The sequence below is a fragment of the Salinicola sp. JS01 genome, from assembly GCF_030284585.1.
GTDB lineage: Bacteria > Pseudomonadota > Gammaproteobacteria > Pseudomonadales > Halomonadaceae > Salinicola.
In genome coordinates, this window is the sequence record NZ_CP127244.1 from 3,128,780 (window position 1) to 3,148,107 (window position 19,328).

General features: G+C 70.7%; 15 protein-coding genes and 1 pseudogene. 15 read left to right on the forward strand and 1 reads right to left on the reverse strand.

What is annotated here, in order from left to right; all coding sequences use genetic code 11:
• Nucleotides 1-232: 232 nt before the first annotated feature.
• Nucleotides 233-1,240, forward strand: a complete 1,008-nt coding sequence (hemB, locus tag QO259_RS14270; RefSeq protein WP_285950454.1) for a porphobilinogen synthase — start codon at nt 233-235, stop codon at nt 1,238-1,240.
• A gap of 52 nt (nt 1,241-1,292) precedes the next feature.
• Nucleotides 1,293-3,500, forward strand: a complete 2,208-nt coding sequence (gene ppk1, locus QO259_RS14275) for a polyphosphate kinase 1 (protein ID WP_285950455.1) — start codon at nt 1,293-1,295, stop codon at nt 3,498-3,500.
• Nucleotides 3,501-3,892: 392 nt separating this feature from the next.
• Here ppk1 and QO259_RS14280 read toward each other — a convergent pair whose 3' ends face one another.
• Nucleotides 3,893-5,962: a PhoX family protein gene (locus tag QO259_RS14280; protein ID WP_353057290.1), complete on the reverse strand. Its 2,070-nt coding sequence runs from the start codon at nt 5,960-5,962 to the stop codon at nt 3,893-3,895.
• A 407-nt stretch (nt 5,963-6,369) separates the two neighbouring features.
• Here QO259_RS14280 and QO259_RS14285 point away from each other — a divergent pair, with 407 nt between their 5' ends.
• The 13 genes and pseudogenes from QO259_RS14285 (at nt 6,370) to QO259_RS14345 (ending at nt 19,326) form a co-directional block, all read left to right on the forward strand.
• Complete coding sequence (locus QO259_RS14285) at nt 6,370-8,121, forward strand: bifunctional UDP-sugar hydrolase/5'-nucleotidase (protein WP_285950456.1); 1,752 nt, start codon at nt 6,370-6,372, stop codon at nt 8,119-8,121.
• Complete coding sequence (locus QO259_RS14290) at nt 8,118-8,624, forward strand: hypothetical protein (protein ID WP_285950457.1); 507 nt, start codon at nt 8,118-8,120, stop codon at nt 8,622-8,624. Before QO259_RS14285 ends, QO259_RS14290 begins: the two co-directional genes overlap by 4 nt.
• The gene (gspD, locus tag QO259_RS14295) at nt 8,621-10,852 is read left to right on the forward strand and encodes a type II secretion system secretin GspD (protein WP_285950458.1); all 2,232 of its coding nucleotides are present in this window, start codon (nt 8,621-8,623) and stop codon (nt 10,850-10,852) included. The genes QO259_RS14290 and gspD overlap by 4 nt, the downstream gene beginning before the upstream one ends.
• On the forward strand, nt 10,849-12,357 hold the full coding sequence (locus QO259_RS14300; protein WP_129140234.1) for a GspE/PulE family protein: 1,509 nt from the start codon (nt 10,849-10,851) through the stop codon (nt 12,355-12,357). Before gspD ends, QO259_RS14300 begins: the two co-directional genes overlap by 4 nt.
• Before the next feature lie 126 nt (nt 12,358-12,483).
• A complete protein-coding gene (gene gspF, locus QO259_RS14305) occupies nt 12,484-13,692 on the forward strand; it encodes a type II secretion system inner membrane protein GspF (RefSeq protein ID WP_285950459.1) in 1,209 nt (402 codons plus the stop codon).
• A 66-nt stretch (nt 13,693-13,758) separates the two neighbouring features.
• Nucleotides 13,759-14,198, forward strand: a pseudogene (gene gspG, locus QO259_RS14310) (type II secretion system major pseudopilin GspG).
• Entirely contained in the window at nt 14,195-14,671 is a 477-nt protein-coding gene (locus tag QO259_RS14315; RefSeq protein ID WP_285950460.1) for a GspH/FimT family pseudopilin, read from the forward strand. Before gspG ends, QO259_RS14315 begins: the two are co-directional and overlap by 4 nt.
• Nucleotides 14,668-15,060, forward strand: a complete 393-nt coding sequence (locus tag QO259_RS14320; protein ID WP_285950461.1) for a type II secretion system protein — start codon at nt 14,668-14,670, stop codon at nt 15,058-15,060. Before QO259_RS14315 ends, QO259_RS14320 begins: the two co-directional genes overlap by 4 nt.
• Nucleotides 15,057-15,665: a PulJ/GspJ family protein gene (locus QO259_RS14325; RefSeq protein ID WP_285950462.1), complete on the forward strand. Its 609-nt coding sequence runs from the start codon at nt 15,057-15,059 to the stop codon at nt 15,663-15,665. The genes QO259_RS14320 and QO259_RS14325 overlap by 4 nt, the downstream gene beginning before the upstream one ends.
• Entirely contained in the window at nt 15,662-16,798 is a 1,137-nt protein-coding gene (gene gspK, locus QO259_RS14330; protein WP_285950463.1) for a type II secretion system minor pseudopilin GspK, read from the forward strand. The genes QO259_RS14325 and gspK overlap by 4 nt, the downstream gene beginning before the upstream one ends.
• The gene (locus tag QO259_RS14335; RefSeq protein WP_285950464.1) at nt 16,798-17,880 is read left to right on the forward strand and encodes a type II secretion system protein GspL; all 1,083 of its coding nucleotides are present in this window, start codon (nt 16,798-16,800) and stop codon (nt 17,878-17,880) included. The genes gspK and QO259_RS14335 overlap by 1 nt, the downstream gene beginning before the upstream one ends.
• 205 nt (nt 17,881-18,085) lie before the next feature.
• On the forward strand, nt 18,086-18,604 hold the full coding sequence (locus QO259_RS14340) for a hypothetical protein (RefSeq protein WP_285950465.1): 519 nt from the start codon (nt 18,086-18,088) through the stop codon (nt 18,602-18,604).
• Nucleotides 18,604-19,326, forward strand: coding sequence for a hypothetical protein (locus QO259_RS14345; protein WP_285950466.1), 723 nt, complete (start codon nt 18,604-18,606; stop codon nt 19,324-19,326). The genes QO259_RS14340 and QO259_RS14345 overlap by 1 nt, the downstream gene beginning before the upstream one ends.
• Nucleotides 19,327-19,328 lie beyond the last annotated feature (2 nt).

Consider the following 19,328-nt stretch of genomic DNA (forward strand, 5'->3'; position numbering starts at 1 on the left):
GTCCCGCGCGGCCGTTCTCTCCGTTTACTTCTCTCCACCCCGTTCTCTCCGGTTCATTCTCTCCGCCCGGTTCTCTCCGCCCGGTTCTCTCCGCCCTGTCCGGCACAGGGTTGTTATACTGGGCAGACCCCATGATGCTCATGTCATCGTTTTGTCATTCGACGCTGATAGCGTTGCCTTCGGCGTCGCGGGGCGGTGTCACACCCGTCTCGTCGCTTCTGTGGAGATTCTCATGCGTCATTCTCTGTCCCGTCAGTACCCCGCCACCCGGATGCGTCGACTGCGCAAGCGTGAGTTCTCTCGCCGCCTGGCGCGGGAGTCTGCACTGACCACGGACGACCTGATCCTGCCGGTTTTCGTGCTCGACGGCGAGAATCGCCGCGAGGCGGTCCCTTCGATGCCCGGCGTCGAGCGGCTGTCGATCGACGAGCTGCTGCGCGAAACCGAAGAGCTGGTGGCGTTGGGGATTCCGGCGATCGATCTGTTTCCGTTCACCCCGCCGGAGAAGAAGAGCGCCGACGGGGCCGAGGCGTGGAACCCGGACGGGGTCATCCAGCGCGCCATCCGCGCGCTGCGCGAGCGCTTCCCCGAGCTCGGCATCATCACCGACGTGGCGCTCGACCCCTACACCACCCACGGCCAGGACGGCATTCCCGACGAGCACGGCTACCTGCAGAACGATCGCACCATCGAGGCGCTGATCAAGCAGGCGCTGTCGCACGCCGAGGCGGGCGCCGACGTGATCTCGCCGTCCGACATGATGGATGGCCGCATCGGTGAGATTCGCGCCACCTTCGAGCGCGAAGGGCTCCACGAGACCCAGATCATGGCCTACTCGGCCAAGTACGCGTCGAAGTACTACGGCCCGTTCCGCGACGCCATCGGCTCCAGCGGCAATCTGGGTAAAGCCGACAAGTTCAGCTACCAGATGGACCCGGCCAACACCAACGAGGCGCTCCACGAGACCGCCCTCGACATCCAGGAGGGTGCCGACATGGTGATGGTCAAGCCGGGCATGCCCTATCTGGACGTGGTCCAGCGGGTCAAGGAATCGTTCGGCGTGCCGACATTCGTGTATCAGGTGAGCGGCGAATACGCGATGCACATGGCCGCCTTCGAGAAGGGCTGGCTCGACGCCGACAGCGTGATCCTGGAGTCGCTCACCTGCTTCAAGCGGGCCGGTGCCGACGGCATTCTCACCTATTTCGCCAAGCGCGCAGCGCAACTACTCAACGCCTGACCACCGCGGGCGCGTCCGCCCGGGTGCGGGACATCATTGTGGAGAGCAGTCGATGACGGACACCCAGGACACGCCCGGCCCAGGTCGAGAACTCGCCAGCCCCGCCGGGCTGGTCGACGACGGCAGTTCGCCGCCCCTGCGGGTCAACCGCACCCGCAAGGGCATCCATGCCAAGGCGACCCCCTCGCCACAGGCGGACCTGAGCGACCCCACGCTCTATTTCAACCGCGAGCTGTCGCACCTGCAGTTCAATATCCGCGTGCTCGAGCAGTCGCTGGACCCCTCGCATCCGCTGCTCAACCGGCTGATGTTCCTGCTGATCTTCTCCTCCAATCTGGACGAGTTCTTCGAGATCCGGGTCGCCGGCCTCAAGCACCAGCTGGCGCTGGCCAACGAAGAGGTGGGCGCCGACGGCCTGCCCCCGGCGCGCACGCTGGAAGAGATCTCGCGCATCGCCCACGAGCAGGTCGACCGCCAGTACCATATTCTCAACGACGCCCTGGTGCCGGCGCTGGAGGAGCAGAACATCCGCTTCCGCCGCCGTTCACAGTGGACGCCGGCCCAGGCGGCCTGGGTCGCCGACTACTTCGAGGAGGAGATCGCGCCGGTGATCAGCCCGATCGGGCTGGACCCCTCGCACCCCTTCCCGCGGCTGGTCAACAAGAGCCTCAACTTCATCGTCGAACTCGACGGTACCGACGCCTTCGGCCGCGAGGGGGGGCTTGCGATCCTGCCCGCGCCGCGCTCGCTGCCGCGCCTGATCCGCCTGCCCGAAGCGCTGTGCGAGGCGGGCTTCACCGACTATGTGTTCCTGTCGTCGATGATCCACGCCCATGCCCATGAGGTGTTCCCGGGCATGGAGGTGGAGGGCTGCTATCAGTTCCGCCTGACCCGCAACGCCGATCTCTCGGTCGATCCGGAAGAGGTCTCGGACCTGGCCTCGGCGCTGCGCGGCGAGCTCTTGGCGCGGCGCTACGGCAGCGGCGTGCGCCTGGAGGTGGCCGACAACTGCCCGGACAACCTGATCGACTTCCTGCTCAAGCAGTTCGAGCTCGGCGAGGCGGATCTCTATCGGGTCAACGGGCCGGTCAACCTGACCCGGCTGATGTCGGTGCTGGATGACGTCCAGCGCCCCGACCTGCGCTACCGCTCCTTCACCCCGGGGCTGCCCAAGCAGGTGCGTGGCGACGTCAATCTGTTCTCGATGATCAGCCAGGGCGATATCCTGCTGCACCACCCGTTCCAGTCGTTCACCCCGGTCGAGGAGCTGCTGCGCCAGGCCGCCCGCGACAGCGACGTGATGGCGATCAAGCAGACGCTCTACCGCACCGGCGCCGACTCCTCGATCGTCAGCGCCCTGGTAGAAGCGGCGCGTGGCGGCAAGGAAGTGACCGTGGTGATCGAGCTGCGGGCACGCTTCGACGAGGCCGACAACCTGGCGCTGGCCTCGCGCCTGCAGGAGGCCGGCGCCATCGTCATCTACGGGGTGATGGCCTACAAGACCCACGCCAAGATGATGCATATCGTGCGCCGCGAGAAGGGTGAGCTGCGCCACTACGCCCACCTCGGCACCGGCAACTACCATGCCAAGACCGCCAAGCTCTACACCGACTACAGCCTGATGACCGCCAACGAGGCGCTCTGCGAGGACGTCCACCGCGTCTTCCAGCAGCTCTCCGGCATGGGCAAGCCGCGCAAGATCAATACCCTGCTGCACGCGCCCTTCACCCTCCACGACACCCTGGTGGCGATGATCGAGCGCGAGGCCAAGCTGGCCGAGAGCGGCAAGAAGGCGCGCCTGGTGATCAAGTGCAACGCCATCACCGAGCCCAAGCTGATCCGCGCGCTCTACCGCGCCTCCCAGGCCGGCGTGCGCTGCGATCTGATCATCCGCGGCATGTGCTGCCTGCGCCCCGGCGTGCCGGGCATCTCCGAGAACATCAACGTGCGCTCGATCATCGGCCGCTTCCTCGAACACACCCGGGTCTACTACTTCAGCAACGACGGTGCCCACGAGGTGTGGTGCTCCAGCGCCGACGCCATGGAGCGCAACATGTTCCACCGCGTCGAGACCTGTTTCCCGCTGCTCGACAAGAAGGTCGCCCAGCAGGTGCGCAAGGATCTCGACACCTACCTGCTCGACAACTGCCAGAGCTGGGTGCTCGACAGCGAGGGCCAGTACCACCTGCAGGATAGCGGTGACGCCGAGCCGATCAGCGCCCAGGAAACCCTGCTCTACGCTTACGCCAGCCAGGCTTGAAGCGCCGGTCGCCGCGCCCGCCGGCGCGGCGACCGGCCTGCCACAACGCGTCCGCCAGCCCGACACTCGGCAAGCCTGTCACAGCCGATAGCCGAAGTCGGCTTATCCGGCGCCAGGGGGCGGGGTTGGCAATGGGCGCTCAGCCCGCTCCCGGTCCAGCACCATCGATATCGCCGTCTCGACCGCTCGTCGGATCGCCACGTCTGTGTCATCAGGTGTGTGTTCTCGCGCCGCCGTTCCTCTCCGCTGCTGCTCGCGTCGCGAGCACTCAGATCCCGCCTACCCGAACCATCGGGTCACGATGAATGCGCGCTCTGAACGAAAAAGGGCCGCGCTGCGCGCGGCCCAAAGCTTGTGTGACGAGTTGGTTTACGTGACGAGATAGCCGCGGATCAGACCGCGATCTCGCCACCATCACGCTTGCGGATCACCACGGTGGCGGCACGCGCGCGCACGCTGCCCGACTCCGGAATGGCGACCGTGGCATCCTGCACGTTGGCGTCAGGATCGGCCGGCCAGTTGCCCGGGTGCTGGATGTTGATGAACAGCGAGGTCTTGTCCGGCGTGGCGAAGATACCGGTCACCTCGCAGCCATTGGGGCCGACGGCGAAGCGCTTGAGCTGGGCCTGGTCCGCGGCATCGATCACCGCCTTGTCCCCCGGGCCGCGGCTGACATTGCCCGGCACCACCGCCAGCACCTGGTCGTTGGTGTAGTCGGTGACGTTGTCGTAGCCGTTGTCGGTCTCGATCCACAGAATGCCGCGGCCGTCGCCGCGATCGTCGTACCACAGGCCATCGGGGCTGGCGAACTGGTTGAGCTCGGTGAGACCCGAGAAGTTGTCGGGATCGTTCTCGGCGGCGCCGAACACGAACACTTCCCACTCGAAATCGGTGGCTGCCGGTGAAGGCTCGCGCCAGCGAATGACCTGACCGCCCTCGTTGTCGGGCCGCGGGTTGGCGGCGTTGACCGGGGCCGTGGCGTAGCCCGCGCCCAGCGCCTCGATGTCGCTGCCACCATCGGTGTAGGTGGCGGCGGTGCCTTCGGCGGTACGCTTGGAGTTGTTGGTCAGGGTCATGTAGACCTCGCCCGAGGAGGGGTCGACGGTACCCCACTCGGGACGGTCCATCGGCGTCGCGCCCATGAAGTCGGCGGCGTCGCAGGTATTGATGATGACCCCGGCGAGATCGCGCTCGTTGGCCAGATTGAGCGCCTGCCACAGCGGCCGGCCGTTCTGGGTGGTGGCGTCCGGGGTCAGCGGCAACCAGTCGCCGCTGCCATCGGCGTTGAAGCGCGCCACGTAGAGGGTGCCCTCGTCGAGGTACTTGGAGCCGATCGCCAGGCGGTCGTAGTCCTGGCCCGGGCGATTGGCGTCCTGGGGGTCCCACTTGGCCTTGGAGACGAACTTGTAGATGTACTCGTTGCGCGAATCGTGGCCGGAGTAGAACACCACCGGTTCGCCCTCGATCACTTTGCCCGGCCAGCAGCCCTCGTGGCGGAAGCGTCCGATATGGGTACGCTTGAGCGCGGCGGTCTCGGTGCCCACGCTGGCGGTGTTGCCGTAGGGGTCGATCTCCACCACGTAACCGAAGGTGCGCGGCTCGTTGCGGTAGTCGCCGGCAGCGGAAGCCGCGCTCGGGGTAGCATCGAAGCGCGCGAACTCTCCGTTGGTGCCGCCCTGGGCGGTCTCCCAGCCGTAGCGGCCGCGGCCCTCGGGCAGACCCAGGCGCTCGTCGTCAGGATAACGGTCGCTCGACTTGGTGAAGACCTCGGGCCAGTTCTCCTCACAGGTGAGGTAGGTGCCCCAGGGGGTGTAGCCGTTGGCGCAGTTGTTGTTGGTGCCGCGGGTGCGGGTGCCGTTGGTGGAGTAGGCGGTGACCACGTAGTCGCTGCCGCGCACCGGGCCGGCGAGTTCGATCGGCGTGGCCGAGGTGATACGACGGTTGTAGCGCGAGCCGCGCTCTTCACGCCACTGGCCGTTGGCATCGAGCATCAGCTTGACCAGGGTCACGCCGTGGGCGTTGATCTCGGTGCGCACCTCGTCGGCCGGGCGCGCGCCTTTATCGGCATTGGTCGGGCCGCCCTGAGGGGCCCACAGCGCGCCCTGATCGATGTACTCGTTGTTGAGCGCCATGATGAATTCGCGCGAGGCGCTCTCTTCGCTCAGCGCGAAGTTGTGCATGCCGTCGTGGTTCATGCCCACGCTGGCCGCCTGGTAGTCGGGCGTCACGCTGCGGTCCGCGGACCAGGCGCCGACGCTGTTGTCGAGCGGTGTCCCCCAGGGGATCACCACTTGGGCGACATAGCCTTCGGGCACCACCACCCCATTGGTGCGCGAACCGCGAATCGAGGCGAACGCCAGCGCCAGCGGCGTGGCTTCTGAAGAGCCGCCGCCGGCGCTGCCGTTGTCGTTGCTATCGTCGCTGCTGCAACCGGCCAGACCGAAGCCCCCGAGCAGGCCCATGGCGGCCAGCCCAGCGCCCCCTGCATGATGCCTCGACGCGAGACACGGCGGGAGAGTACCGACGAGAACGGCTCGTTGGTGCTCTGGTTGAGAACGCGATGATCCTCGATTTCCTTGCTCATGGGGTGTCCCCTCTCTGTGAGTGATCCACTAATGACGGTCGACTGATGCCATGGCGCCCGAGCCGGCGATGCGCGCCGCCGGCCACTTGGCGTCCCGGTGAATGCGGTCACCGGGCTGCGTTACCCGGAGGCAACTTAGAGCAGCAACGTGACAACCCCATGACGACTTGGCGGCAGCGCCGCGCCCGCTGCGCGGTCACGAAACCGTCATCTCCCAGTCATTAGGATGCCGAGTCCGGCGGCGGCGAAGACCGTGCGCCGCGTTGGATCATTCGCGGGAGCCCCATGACCGATCCCCTCTCTATCAATGCTCCGGCCATCGACGCCCCGGCCATCAATGCCCCAGCCATTGAAGCTCCGGCCACCGGTGGCCGGCGACCCGACCCGGCCCGCCGCCGCTTGATCGGCGCCCTACTGGGCGCGGGGCTCGGCACCAGCATGGGTGGCGTGCTGAGCGGCTGCGCCACGCCGCTGACAGGCGCCGCACGCGCACCGGCCCCGGGACGCCAGGTCGAGCTGCTCTATGTCGCCGATACCCTGGAGTGTCTCGGCCCCACGCGGATCGTCGCCCCCGCCACCTATCTCGGCCCGGCGGAGCTGCTCGGCGCCGCCCCCTGGGCCACCGCGGACGGCGTGACCACGCTGGTCGGCAGCGCTGGCGCCGCATGGGCCGACCTCTATACCCCACGCAGCGCCGCGCGGCGCCATACCGCCGGCTATGGCGGCCTGGCCGCCCAGCTCGCGCGGCTGCGGCGTGAACTCGGCGCCGAGCGCACCCTGACCCTGGAGAACGGCCAGTGCTGGAGCGGCAGCGGCCTGGGGCATCTCGCCAACGGCAGCGCCGGCGTCGCCTCCAGCCGTCTGCTGGCCAGCGATGCCCGGGTCAGCAGCGACGAGCGCGTGCTCTGGCCGCAGCGTGCCCCGGCGCTCTACCGCGACTACGCGCGCCCGGTGCTGGGCAATCTGGCCGCGCCGCCCGCCGGCGTCAGCACCGCGACCCGCTTCGAGCGCGACGGCGTGCAGGTGGCGGTGGTCGGCGCCAGCGACCCCAACGCCCTGGATGAAACCCGCCCGCTCGATCGGTGGTACCAGGCTCTGGCCGAGAGCGTGGCCAAGGCCGCCGAAGGCGCCGATCTGGTGGTGTTATTGGCCGATACCGGCAGCGCCACCGCACGCTGGCTGGCCGGACGGCTGCCGCGAGTCGATCTGGTGCTGGCGGCCCGCGGTCAGGATTTCTGGCCCGCGCTGATCGCGGTGGACAACCCCCACGGCGCCCCGGTGCCGCTGTGTCTGCCCGGCAGCCACGCCAGCGGCTTCTTCCATCTCAGTTGCCGCAGCACCCGTAGCGGCTGGCAGATCCACGCCGAGTTCCAGCGCAACGACGTCACCCCGGACGCCGCGGCTGGCGAGCTGCAGGCGCGCTTCGACGCCCTGCGCGCGCCCTACGCCGGCTGGCTCGACCGCCCGCTGGGCAGCGCCCCCGGCTGGCTGTGGCGACGCGACAGTGTCGGCGGCAGTTGGGACGGTCTGATCGCCGCCGCCCTCAGCGCGGATAGCGACGCCACCCGCGCGCTGCTCCCGGGGCTGCGCCACGATACCCTGCTGGCCCCCGACGAAACGATCACCCGCGACCATCTGTGGCGCCTGAGCGGCGGCCATCCGGCGCGGGTCGTCGATCTCACGCCGGACCCCGACGCGCTGAAGCGCCTGCTCGAACGCGCGCTGGACAGCAGTCTGGGCCTGCCGCTGATTCTCAATGACAGCCGCGACCTGCCACGCCTCTCGGCGACCCGTTGGACGCTCGACTACGGCGCCGCCGCGGGAGAACGTGCGCATCTCGGGGCGCTGCCGGCGGGGCTCACCTGGCGCAGCTTCAGCGCCCGCCCCCAGGCCGGCGGCGAACCGCTGTGGCAGCGCCTGGAGCGCTATCTCGGCGACCACGGCGGCACCCCGCCGGCTCCCACGCCGCCGAGCGTCGAGGCGCGCTACGTCGAGGGTCATCCCGGCTGGCATCCGCAGGCGCGCCTGAGCGTATGACGCCCCCGGCCTGGCTGAGCGCCCCGGCACGGTGGCTGGCGCTATGTCTGCTGGCGTGGCTGGCGGCCCAGGCATTGAGCGGCACGGCGCGACTGCTGGCGCCTGCCGACCCTGTCGCGGCATCGACATCCTTCATTCTCGACCCCGCGGCGCTGCCGCCAGTACCCGCCGCCTGGCAGTCGCGGGCCATCGCAGCGGACCGGCGCATCCCGCTCACCGACCTGCCCTATCAGGTGGTCGGCCGGGCGCTGAGTCAGGGCGCGAACTCGCTGGTGGTGCTGGCGACCCCCGACGGCCAGCGCGCGCTGATGCCGGGGGATCGCATCGCCCCGGGCATCAGCTTGGCGCGTATCGATGGCGAGGGCGTGGTGCTCTCGCGCGGCGGGCGCCTGGAACGCCTGGCCTGGCCGGAGCCTGACAGCGCGCCCCGCGGCGCCATCGTCCGCGTCGAGCCGGGCACACCGGCCGCCGTTTCATCCACGCTTTCGGAGTCATCCCCATGAGGCCTCTGCCGTATCGACTGGTGTTCACGCTGCTGCTGGCCCTGCTGCTCCCGACCCCGGCGCTGGCCCAGTCACAGACCCAGCCTCAGACGCCCACGGATGACACCAGCGCCACGGCGGCGGACGCCACGCCGCGCTACGACGTGGACTTCCAGGAGACCAGCCTGCGCGAATTCATCGACAGCGTGGGGCGGATCACCGGCCACGCCTTCATCGTCGACCCGCGGGTACAGGGCAACATCTCCTTGACCAGCCAGCGCCGACTGAGCGCCGACGAGCTTTACCGCCTGTTCCAGAACGAATTGCAGATCAACGGCTACGCCACGGTGCCGCTCGCCGACGGCCAGGTGCGCATCGTGCCGGCCCAGGCCTCGCGCACCCAGCCGCTGCCGCTCGGCGACAATGCCCAGGGGGCCAATGTCGCCACCAGCGTGATCGCCACGCGCAACCTCGACGCCGCCACCCTGGCCGGCGTGCTTCAACCGCTGGTCGACAGCCAGGTGGGGACGGTCACGCCGTGGCCGGAGAGCCACCTGGTGGTGGTCACCGACTGGCGCGACAATCTCCGCCGGCTGACCCAGCTGGCCGAGCGCCTGGACCGCCAGCGCGATCTCCAGGCCGCGGTACTGCCGCTCGAGCACGCCACCGCCGACGAGCTCGCCGGCACCCTGGATACGCTGATGCAGCGCGAGGGTGGCGGTCAGGTGAAGGTGGTGGCCAACCCCCGCGCCAACGCCCTGGTGGCCTACGGCGACCCCGCCGGGCTGGCCCGGGTGCGCCAGCTCGCCGCCTCGCTGGACAAGCCCCAGGCCGAGGCCCAGCAGCGCAACACCCGGGTGATCTATCTGGACAACGTCAGCGCCGAATCGGTGGTCTCGGTCCTCGGCGGGCTGACCGGCGAACGCCCGCAGAACGCGGGCAGCACCGATCCGCGCAGTCAGGTGCAGCAACTGCTGCAGCGCGCCGGCGGTGGTGGCGGAGGTGGTGGTGCCCTGCAGGGCGGCAGCCTCGCCAGCACCGGCACGGGCAGCGGCGGCAGCGGGCTGCCCGCGCTACCGGACGCCACCAGCCGCAACGCCGCGCTCGCCGGCACCCTTGGCAGCGGCGACGACGCGGTCGGCTTCGCCGTCCATCCCTCAACCAACGCCCTGGTACTGATCGGCCCGCCGGCGCGGCTCGACGCCTACGCCAGCATCATCAAGAAGCTCGATATCCGCCGCGCCCAGGTGGCGGTGGAGGCGATCATCGCCGAGATCACCGAATCCCGCGCCAAGCGCCTGGGCGTGCAGTGGCTGTTCGGCGATCTCTCCGGCAGCGGCACCGTGCCGGTGGGCGGGTTCAACTACGCCGCCGACGGCCAGCCGGGGATCAACGCCATCGCCGGCGCCGCCGCGCGCAACGACACCAGCCAGCTGGCGCAGCTGCTCGGCAGCATCACCGGGGTCAGCGCCGGCGTCGGCCGGGTCAGCGACAGCGGCGTGAGCTTCGCCGCCCTGCTCGGCGCGCTGCAGAGCGACAGCGAGACCAATCTGCTGTCGACGCCCTCGCTGACCACCCTCGACAACGCCCAGGCCTATATCCTGGTAGGCCAGGAGGTGCCCTTCGTCACCGGTTCCACCACCTTCAACGAGAACCCCTACCAGATCATCCAGCGCGAGGACATCGGGGTCAGCCTGCGCATCCGCCCCTCGATCAGCTCCGACAACACCATCCGCATGGATATCGTTCAGGAGGTGTCGTCGATCGACCCCAACGTCCAGGCCTCCGACGTGGTCACCAACAAGCGCGAGATCGAGACCTCGGTGATCACCCGCGACGGCGGCATCGTGGTGCTCGGCGGGCTGATCAGCAACGCCGGCAACTCGAGCTCGGCCCAGGTACCGCTGCTGGGCGACATCCCGGTGATCGGCAAGCTGTTCCAGTACAACCGGGACGAGCAGGAGAAGCGCAACCTGATGGTGTTCATCCGCGCCCGGGTGCTGCGCGACGCCTCCCAGATGGACAGCGCCACCGCCGACAAGTACCGCTACATGCGCGCCCAGCAGCTGCTCGCCGGCTTCGACGACGACCAGGCGCTGGCGCCCTGGGAGACGGCCAGCAGCGCATCCGGCGGCACGGCGGCGTCTGGACCGGGGATGGCGAGTGCGGCGCCGAGCACGCCGGGCCAGCCGCGCTGGAGCACCTTCTTCCCCGACCAGCGCAGCCGCCTGGGGAGCCTGGCGCCATGACCGCGACCGCGGCCTTCAGCGCCGGCGACGATCTCGCGCCGCTGCCCTACCGGCTGGCCAAGCGCGCCGGGGTGGCGCTGGCGCCGGGCAAGCACGGCTACCGCCTGCTGTGTCGCGACACGCCGTCGCCGCTGCAGCTCGAGGTGCTCCAGGACATCCAGCGCCGCCTGGGCCGCGCCGAGGGCTGCGAGTGGCTCGACGGCGATACCTTCGAGGCGCGTCTGGCCGCGCTGCACGACGGTGAGCGTGCCGACAACGCGGCGCTGCTGGAGGGGCTGGCCGAGCACGTCGATCTCGACAGCCTGATGCAGGAGCTACCGCGGGCCGAGGATCTGCTCGAGAGCGAGAACGAAGCGCCGGTGATCCGGCTGATCAACGGCGTCTTCTCCGAGGCCCTGCGCCTGGCCGCCTCGGACATCCACGTCGAACCCTTCGAGCGCGAACTGGTGATCCGCCTGCGGGTGGATGGTGCCATGCGCGAGGCGCTGCGGCCGCCGCGGGTGCTGGCGCCGGTGCTGATCTCGCGGATCAAGGTGATGGCGCGGCTCGACATCGCCGAGAAGCGCCAGCCCCAGGATGGCCGCATCACGGTGCGCGCCGCCGGGCGTGACGTCGACATCCGCGTCTCCACCCTGCCCGGCATCCACGGCGAGCGGGTGGTGATGCGTCTGCTCGACAAGCACGCCGCGCTGCTCGACCTCGACCGCCTGGGCATGCCGCCGGCGGTGCTCGAACGCTATCGCCGGGTGCTCCAGCAGCCCAACGGTATCCTGCTCAACACCGGGCCCACCGGTTCGGGCAAGACCACCACGCTCTACGCCAGCCTCAATGCGCTCAACGACCGCAGCCGCAATATCCTCACCGTCGAGGACCCGGTGGAGTATGCCATCCCGGGTATCGGGCAGACCCCGGTCAACCCCCACGCCGGGCTCACCTTCGCCCGCGGCCTGCGCGCCATCCTGCGCCAGGACCCGGACGTGATCATGATCGGCGAGATCCGCGATCTGGAGACCGCCGCCACCGCGGTGCAGTCGAGCTTGACCGGCCACCTGGTGCTCTCGACCTTGCACACCAACAGCGCGCTGGGGGCGATCGCGCGCCTGCGCGACATGGGCATCGAGCCGTTCCTGCTGGCGACCAGCCTCAAGGGGGTGATGGCGCAGCGCCTAGTGCGCCGGCTGTGCCCGGCGTGCAGTGAGTGGCGCCCGCGCCGTGCCGACGATGCCCAGTGGCTGCCCGGCCTCGAGACTTTACCGCGGTTGGCCGAGCCCCAGGGCTGCGAAAGCTGCGACCACAGCGGCTATCGCGGCCGCCTGGGCCTTTACGAGTTCATCCCTATCGATGCCCATCTGGCCGGCCTGATCCACGAACGCGCCCCCGAGGCGGCGCTGGCCGAGTACGCCTTCGGCCAGGCCGGCGCCCAGAGCCTGGCGCAGGCGGCGCTGGCGCGGCTGGCGGCGGGCGAGACCGCCCTCGACGAGGTACTGCGTGCGATCCACCGCTGAGCTTGCCCCCCGCGCTGACCTCAAACTGCCATCGAGCGTGAGTCAGACTACGGCGCCATCGATGCCCGTCATGACCGTCGCGATGCGTGACCAACGTCATATCGACCTCGCTGCTGGAGCTGGTTCATGCCCACCTATCGCTATGTCGCCCTGAGCCCCGACGGCCGCCGTCAGCGCGACGTGCTGCAGGCCGAGAGCGAGCGTCAGGCGCGTCAGTTGCTGCACGAACGCGGTCTGTTCCCGCGCCGCCTGGCGCTGGTGCGTGGTGCCGAGGCCCCGGGTCGCAGCGCGGGCCGCGGGCGCCTCGATACCACCAGCCTGGCGCTGCTCACGCGCCAACTGGCGACCCTGATCGATGCCGGCATACCGCTCAGCGACGCCCTCGACGCCCTCACCCGCCAGGCCGAGCGCCAGCGCGAGCGCGCGCTGCTGCTGGCGGTGGGCAACCGGGTGCGCGAGGGCCACTCGCTGGCCGACAGCCTGAAGCCCCACGCGAGCTTCGATCTGCTCTACCGCTCGCTGGTCGCCGCCGGCGAGCGCGCCGGGCGTCTGGCGCTGGTACTCGAACGCCTGGCCGACCACCTCGAACGGGTCCAGGCGCAGCGCCAGAAGGCGCGCACCGCGCTGGTCTATCCGCTGGTGCTGGCGGGGGTGTCGCTGGCGGTGGTGAGCGGGCTGATGACCTGGGTGGTGCCGCGCCTGGCACAGCAGTTCGAGCGCTCCGACATGGCGCTGCCGTGGCTGACCCGGCTGATGATCGGCCTCTCCCATCTGATGCTGAGCCTGGGCCCGTGGCTGCTCGCGCTGTTGCTGCTGGGCCTGCCGCTGGCGGCGCGGGTACTGCGCCGCCCGGCGCCGCGGGCGCGGCTCGACGCCCTGCTGCTCGGCCTGCCGCGCCTGGGCGAGCTGATCCGGCTGCTCGACACCGGGCGCCTGACCCGCACCCTGGCGATCCTCACGCGTAGCGGCATCGCCCTGCTGGAAGCACTGCGGGTGAGCCGCGACACCCTGGGCAACCACGGCATGCGCGAGGCGGTGGCGCTGATCGAGCAGCGCGTCGAGAGCGGAATCAGCCTGCACCGGGCGATGCAGGAGTCGGGGCGCTTCTCGCCCTCGCTGCTGCACATGGTCGCCAGCGGCGAGGCCAGCGGCACCCTGGACCGCATGCTCGAACGCATCGCCGACGCCCAGGAGAGCACCTTCAACCGCCGCGTCGACATGGCCCTGGCGCTGTTCGAGCCGCTGATGATCCTGGTCATGGGCGCGGTGGTGCTGACCGTGGTGCTCGCCATCCTGCTGCCGATCATGCAGCTCAACAGCAGCGTGGCGCTGTAGCGCCCCGGCAGACACGCAAGCCATGACGCAAACGACTGATACGACAACGACGAGAGAGGCAACGGCATGACACGCGCTCCCCGCCCCGGCCACCAGTCCGGTTTCACCCTGCTCGAGATCATGGTGGTGATCTTCATCATCGGTCTGCTGGTGGCGATCGTCGCCCCCAACGTGCTGAGCAACCAGGACGACGCCATGCAGCAGAAGGCGCGCGCCGATCTCTCGACCCTCGAGCAGGCGCTCGACATGTATCGTCTCGACAACTATCGCTACCCCACCACCCAGCAGGGCCTGGCGGCACTGGTCAGCCCCCCAGCAGCGACCCGCAGCCGGACAACTACCGCGAAGGCGGCTATATCCGGCGCCTGCCCGAAGACCCCTGGGGCCACCCCTACCACTACGCCAGCCCCGGCCAGCACGGGCGGGTCGATCTCTACAGCCTGGGCGCCGACGACCAGCCCGGCGGCGAGGGCATCGATGCCGACATCGGCAACTGGATGCTGTGAGCGCGCGCGCGACCCGGGGCTTCTCGCTGATCGAGCTGCTGGTGGTGATCGTGATCATCGCCCTCGGCGCGAGCCTCGCCGTGGCCTGGCTGGCGGGCACGCGCCCTGGCGAGCGGCTCGAGCGCGAGGCGCGCGACCTGGCCGGCACCTTCCGCCTGGCCGCGGACGTCGCCCGCGCGCGCCAGCGGGTGATCGGCTGGCAGCCGCAGGGCGACGGCTATCGCTTCGTCAGCTGGCAGCCCGGCCACGGCTGGCAGGCCTTCGGCGAGCGCCTGGGGCTGGCCGCCCAGCGCTGGGACCCGCCGCTGCAGCCCAGCCGTAAGCCGCCGGCCGCCGATACCACCACGCCCTGGCTGGTGTGGCTGCCCGACGGCGAGGTGGTGGGTGCGCATATCCAGCTGGCCAGCGACGGCGCCCGCCGCACCCTGGCGGTGGACGCGCTCGGGGTCAGCGTGACAGGCCGTGGGCGATGAGCACCAGGCCCGGCGACCACGAGGCCCCATGCCAGCGCGGCTTCACCCTGCTCGAGGTGATGGTGGCGCTGTTCATCCTGGCGCTGATCGCGGCTATCGTCGCCCAGGGGGTGCAGCAGCGCGTGCGCATCGCCGAGAGTGCGGCGCGCCGCGCGCCCATGCTGCTGTGCGCGCGGGAGTTCGAAAGCCGTGCGGCGCTCGACCACTACTGGCCGCGCCTGGGGACCCAGCAGGGCGAGCTGAGCCAGGCGGGGCACACCTGCTGGTGGCGGCTGACGGTGAGCGCCACGCCGATCCAGCGGCTGCGGCAGGGCCGCCTGGCGCTCTACGACACCCCGGCCCGCGCACATCCGGTGCTCACCTTCACGCTCTATCTGGCACCGCCATGAGAGCGCCGACCCCAACGACACCGCACCAGCGCGGCTTCACCCTGCTCGAGGTGATGATCGCCATCGCCCTGACCGCGCTGGTCGGCATCGGCGTGGCAGCGCTGGTCAATCAACTGGTGATTGCGCGCGAGCGCTTCGCCGAACCGGCGCCGCTGGACGCGGGGATCGATATCAGCCGCCTGATCTCGCGGCGTCTGGAGGCGCTGGTGCAGCGCCCGATACACGCCGAGGGTCGTCGGCTGTTCAACCTGCCGCTGACCTATCGTGCCGACCTGGCACGGCTGGAGTGGGTCTCGCTGGGCGCGGTGGCGCTGCCGGTGGGTGATTTCTATACCCGTCTGCGCCGCCAGCGCCTGCAGTGGGATCGCGATAGCGCCACCCTGACGCTCGATTCCAGCGGGCTGCTCGACGCCGCCGGTGAGCCCGAGTGGCAGCGGGTGGCGGCACTCGACGGCGTCGACGCCGTGACGTTCGCGTTCTTCGTCGCCGGGCGTTGGCTCGCCGCGCCGCCGCCGAACGGCATCGCCCAGGGCGTACGCGTGCAGTGGCAGCGCCATGGGCGCCCGGTGACGCTGACCGTGGTCCTGCCGGAGCTGCTGCCATGAAGGTGTCACCGCCAACCCGGCGTGAGCCCGCGTGGGCGCCGCGCCAGCGCGGGGCGGCGCTATTGATGGTACTGCTGGCGCTGGCGCTGGTGAGCATCACGCTGAGCGCGCTGACGCTGCAGGGGCGGCGCGAGCTGACCCGTCTCGAACTGCTGCAGCAGGAGACCCAGGCCGAGTTCTACGCCCGCGGCGCGGAGATCATCGCCCGCCGTGCGCTGACCGATGCCGCGGTGCGCCACGCCGACCTGTGGTGGCAGACCCTGGCCGGGCGGCCGCTGCGCTACCCCACCGACGCCGGCGAGCTGCGTCTGGTGGTGCACGACCTGCGCACCTGCTTCAACCTCAACGCCCTGGGCGGCAGCCAGGCGGCGCTGGCCCAGCAGCAGCTGCGCTACTGGGTGGCGACCTATGCCAGCGAGCGCCTCGTCGGGATGACGCCGGATACCTTCGTCGCCCGCCTCGCCGACTGGATCGATCCCGATAACATCGCCCGGGTCGGCGGCATGGATGGCGCCGACTATGCGCGCCTCGACCCGCCCCGGACGAGCGCCGACACCTGGCTGCGCGATCCCAGCGAGATCAACTGGCTGGCGCCGCTGGACAGTCGCCGCGCCGGGCGTTTCGACGAGCTCTGCACGCTGCCCGACGACGGACCCTGGCGGCTCGATCTCAACGCCCTGGGCCCCGGCGATCTGCCGCTGCTGGATGCGCTGTTCGTCGGCCAGGTCGACCGCGGCGCCCTGGCCACGCTGCTGCGCGCGCGCCCGCCGGGGGGCTACACGGACCTCGACGCGGTGCGCCAGGCGCTGGGCGGCGATGCCCCCTGGCTCGAACGCTACGCCAACCGCCTGCGCCTGACCCCGGACTATGTGGCGCTGGATATCCGCATCCGCCTGGCGGATCGCCACTACGACTTCCAGCGCCTGCTGCTGGCCGAGGGCACCAGCGCCTTCTATCCCCGCCAGCCGGCGGCGCGGGTACGGGTGCTGAGCCGCCGCAGCGGCTACCCCAGCGCCCGCCTCGACGCTATTTCGACCGACGCCATCTCTACCAGCGCTGTCTCGACCAACGCCTTCTCCACCGACGCCGCCGGGCCGGCGGCGGACAACGTCTTCACCCAGGAGTCACCCTGATGCGCCGATCCGCACGCCCGGCGCGCGCCGCCACCCGCCTGCTGGTCGCCCCGCGCCAGCGCCTCGCGCCGCTCATCGATGCCAGCGCCGACGCAGAGACGGACGCCGACACCCGGCTCCGTGTCGACTGGTGCCTGGAGGGCGCCACGCCGCACACCCTGAGCGACACCAGCCCGCCTGAGGCGTGGCAGGCGCTGACGCGGCTGGCCGCCAGCCACCCGGTCACCCTGCTGCTGGCGGCGGATGCGGTCAGCCACTTCCATCTCGCCGCACCGCGCGGGCTCAAGCGCCGCGAGTGGCCGCTGCTGCTGGAAACGGTGACCAGTGAGGCGGTCGACCAGCTCCACCTGAATCCGCTGCAGCGCGGTCGCGGCCACCTGGAGCTGATCGCTCTGCCACGCGCCGAACTCGCTGCCTGGCACGCCTGGGCGCGGCGCCTCGGCCTGGCGCCGACGGGCTGGAGCTGCGCCTTCCTGGCGCTGCCACGGCCGGCGAGGCCGGATCAGATCACCACGCTCGACGACGGCAGCCACCGGCTGTGCCTGGGGCTGGCCGCGCCCGTGGCGCCGGGCGCGCCGGAGGCTCGCCAGTGGCTGGCGTGGCCGCGCGACTGGCCGCTGCCGCCGGCCTGGCGCGAGCGTGAGTGCCAGGTAGTCGATGGCGATGGCGATGGCGAAAGACACGATGACGAACGGCATGATGGCGGCGAAGCGGCCGCCGAGCAGGCCCGACGCCGCAGCCTCACCTGGCTGGCGGCTCAGCCCCCGCCGCGCTGCCGTTCGCCGATGACAGCGGCGCGCGCCGGCAAGGGATCGCCTGGCGGCCTCAGCGACGTACGCGCCGGCTGGCGGGGGCCATCGCCCTGCTGGTACTGCTCGACGCCTCGCTGTGGATGGCCACGAGCTGGCGCGAAGACGCCGCGACGAGCCAGCGTCAGGCGGCGGCGCTGGCCGCGCGCTTCGTCGGCCCACCGCCGGCCGACGCCCAGGCGGCGCTGGCCAGCCGCGCCGATGCCATCGACGCCCTGGCCCGGCGCAATCGGCAACTCAGCGAGGCCCTGGCAACGGCCACGGCACAGCTAGCCGCCACACCCTGGCAGCTGTCACGGCTGGCGGTCAGCGGCAATCGGGCGACCCTGGCCTGGCGCTACCCCGAGCCGCCGGCGCCGGTGGTGGTGAACCGGGCCCGCCAGGCCCTCGCCACGCTGGGCGAGGCGCAGTGGCAGGCGTTGCCGGGCGAGCTGAGCCTGAAGCTTTCCCTCGCCGCCGACACTCCGGAGCCCACGCCATGAGCCGACTCACCCCCCGTCTGCCCGCTCGCCTGGCGCCGCTGTGGACGGCGCGCTCGGGGCGGGAGAAGGGGCTGCTGATACTAGCGCTGGTCGGGGTGCTGGCCTACGCCGGCCACGCCGCGCTGACGCATCTGCCTGCGGGTGGCGAATCGTTCATCGCCACGACGTCCGTCACCACGCCCGATCCGGGCCTGCAGCGACTGCCACCAATCTCGCCCGTAAGCGTGGAGCAATGGCGCAGCACCGCGGTGGAACAGGGCCTGGCGCTGACCCACATCGAGGTGACGGCGCACGGCGTCACGACCCACGGCGAGGCGGCCTCGCCCGAGGCGTTCAGCGACTTCGCGCGCTGGGCGGCGCAGCATGGCTGGTGGGCGGTGGCGTGGCAGCTCGAACGTCGCGAGGGGCAGAGCCTGGCGCTAGTAGCGCACTGGCGTAGTCAGCTCGAAAGACCAGGGCCGGAAGCGGGATCAGCGCCGCTGGATACCACCGCGACCGCGACGGAGAGCCGCTAATGCGACGCGTAATCGGTGTGCTGGGCATGCTCGGCGCGGGGCTGACGGTGGCCCTCGTCTTCGTCTCGACGTTAGCCCTGACCTGGCCACTGACGACCCTAGGCCCGCGGGCGGCGGTGGCCCGGGACATCACCCTGGCCGCCCCCTCGGGGACGCTGGCGGCGGGCCGCGTGGCGCGCCTCGCCTGGCGCGCCGCTGGCTGGCCGCTGGCCCTGGGCCCCCTCGACTGGCAGCTGGCCTGGCCCGGGCGGCTGACGCTCACCCTGGGTGAAGGCAGCGGCGCCTGGCATGCCCGCGGCGCCTGGCACGGCCTCGACACCCACTGGACGCTCAGCGGCGGCGACCTCGACGCTCTCGATCTCTCACGCCTGCCGCTGGCGCTGGAGGGGCGCTGGGAGGGGCAGCTCGAGGTCACCCTGCGCGGCACCCGCTGTCTCGCCAGCCACGGCGCGCTGACAGCCCCCAGCGTGACCTTGCTCGCCCCGACCCGGGTCGAACTGGGTCACGCCAAGCTGCAGCTCAAATGCCGTGGCGGCACCCCCGAGCTGCGGCTCAATCTGGAACAGGGCCAGGCCCTGGCGCTCGCGCTGACGCTCGACCCCGACAGCGGCCAGGGCGAGCTGCGCGGGCGCATCGCCGATGGCCATCCGCTGGCCGAGTGGCGCCGGCGTCTCGCCCCCGACGCCAGCGGCGAGCGTATCGAGCAGCGCTTCCGCTGGTAGCG

Excerpts from the sequence above, each read along its gene's own strand:
- hemB (WP_285950454.1), top strand. The coding sequence starts at position 233 with ATGCGTCATTCTCTGTCCCGTCAGTACCCCGCCACCCGGATGCGTCGA.
- ppk1 (WP_285950455.1), top strand. The coding sequence starts at position 1,293 with ATGACGGACACCCAGGACACGCCCGGCCCAGGTCGAGAACTCGCCAGC.
- QO259_RS14280 (WP_353057290.1), bottom strand. The coding sequence starts at position 5,962 with ATGGGCCTGCTCGGGGGCTTCGGTCTGGCCGGTTGCAGCAGCGACGAT.
- QO259_RS14285 (WP_285950456.1), top strand. The coding sequence starts at position 6,370 with ATGACCGATCCCCTCTCTATCAATGCTCCGGCCATCGACGCCCCGGCC.
- QO259_RS14290 (WP_285950457.1), top strand. The coding sequence starts at position 8,118 with ATGACGCCCCCGGCCTGGCTGAGCGCCCCGGCACGGTGGCTGGCGCTA.
- gspD (WP_285950458.1), top strand. The coding sequence starts at position 8,621 with ATGAGGCCTCTGCCGTATCGACTGGTGTTCACGCTGCTGCTGGCCCTG.
- QO259_RS14300 (WP_129140234.1), top strand. The coding sequence starts at position 10,849 with ATGACCGCGACCGCGGCCTTCAGCGCCGGCGACGATCTCGCGCCGCTG.
- gspF (WP_285950459.1), top strand. The coding sequence starts at position 12,484 with ATGCCCACCTATCGCTATGTCGCCCTGAGCCCCGACGGCCGCCGTCAG.
- QO259_RS14320 (WP_285950461.1), top strand. The coding sequence starts at position 14,668 with ATGAGCACCAGGCCCGGCGACCACGAGGCCCCATGCCAGCGCGGCTTC.
- QO259_RS14325 (WP_285950462.1), top strand. The coding sequence starts at position 15,057 with ATGAGAGCGCCGACCCCAACGACACCGCACCAGCGCGGCTTCACCCTG.
- gspK (WP_285950463.1), top strand. The coding sequence starts at position 15,662 with ATGAAGGTGTCACCGCCAACCCGGCGTGAGCCCGCGTGGGCGCCGCGC.
- QO259_RS14335 (WP_285950464.1), top strand. The coding sequence starts at position 16,798 with ATGCGCCGATCCGCACGCCCGGCGCGCGCCGCCACCCGCCTGCTGGTC.
- QO259_RS14340 (WP_285950465.1), top strand. The coding sequence starts at position 18,086 with ATGAGCCGACTCACCCCCCGTCTGCCCGCTCGCCTGGCGCCGCTGTGG.
- QO259_RS14345 (WP_285950466.1), top strand. The coding sequence starts at position 18,604 with ATGCGACGCGTAATCGGTGTGCTGGGCATGCTCGGCGCGGGGCTGACG.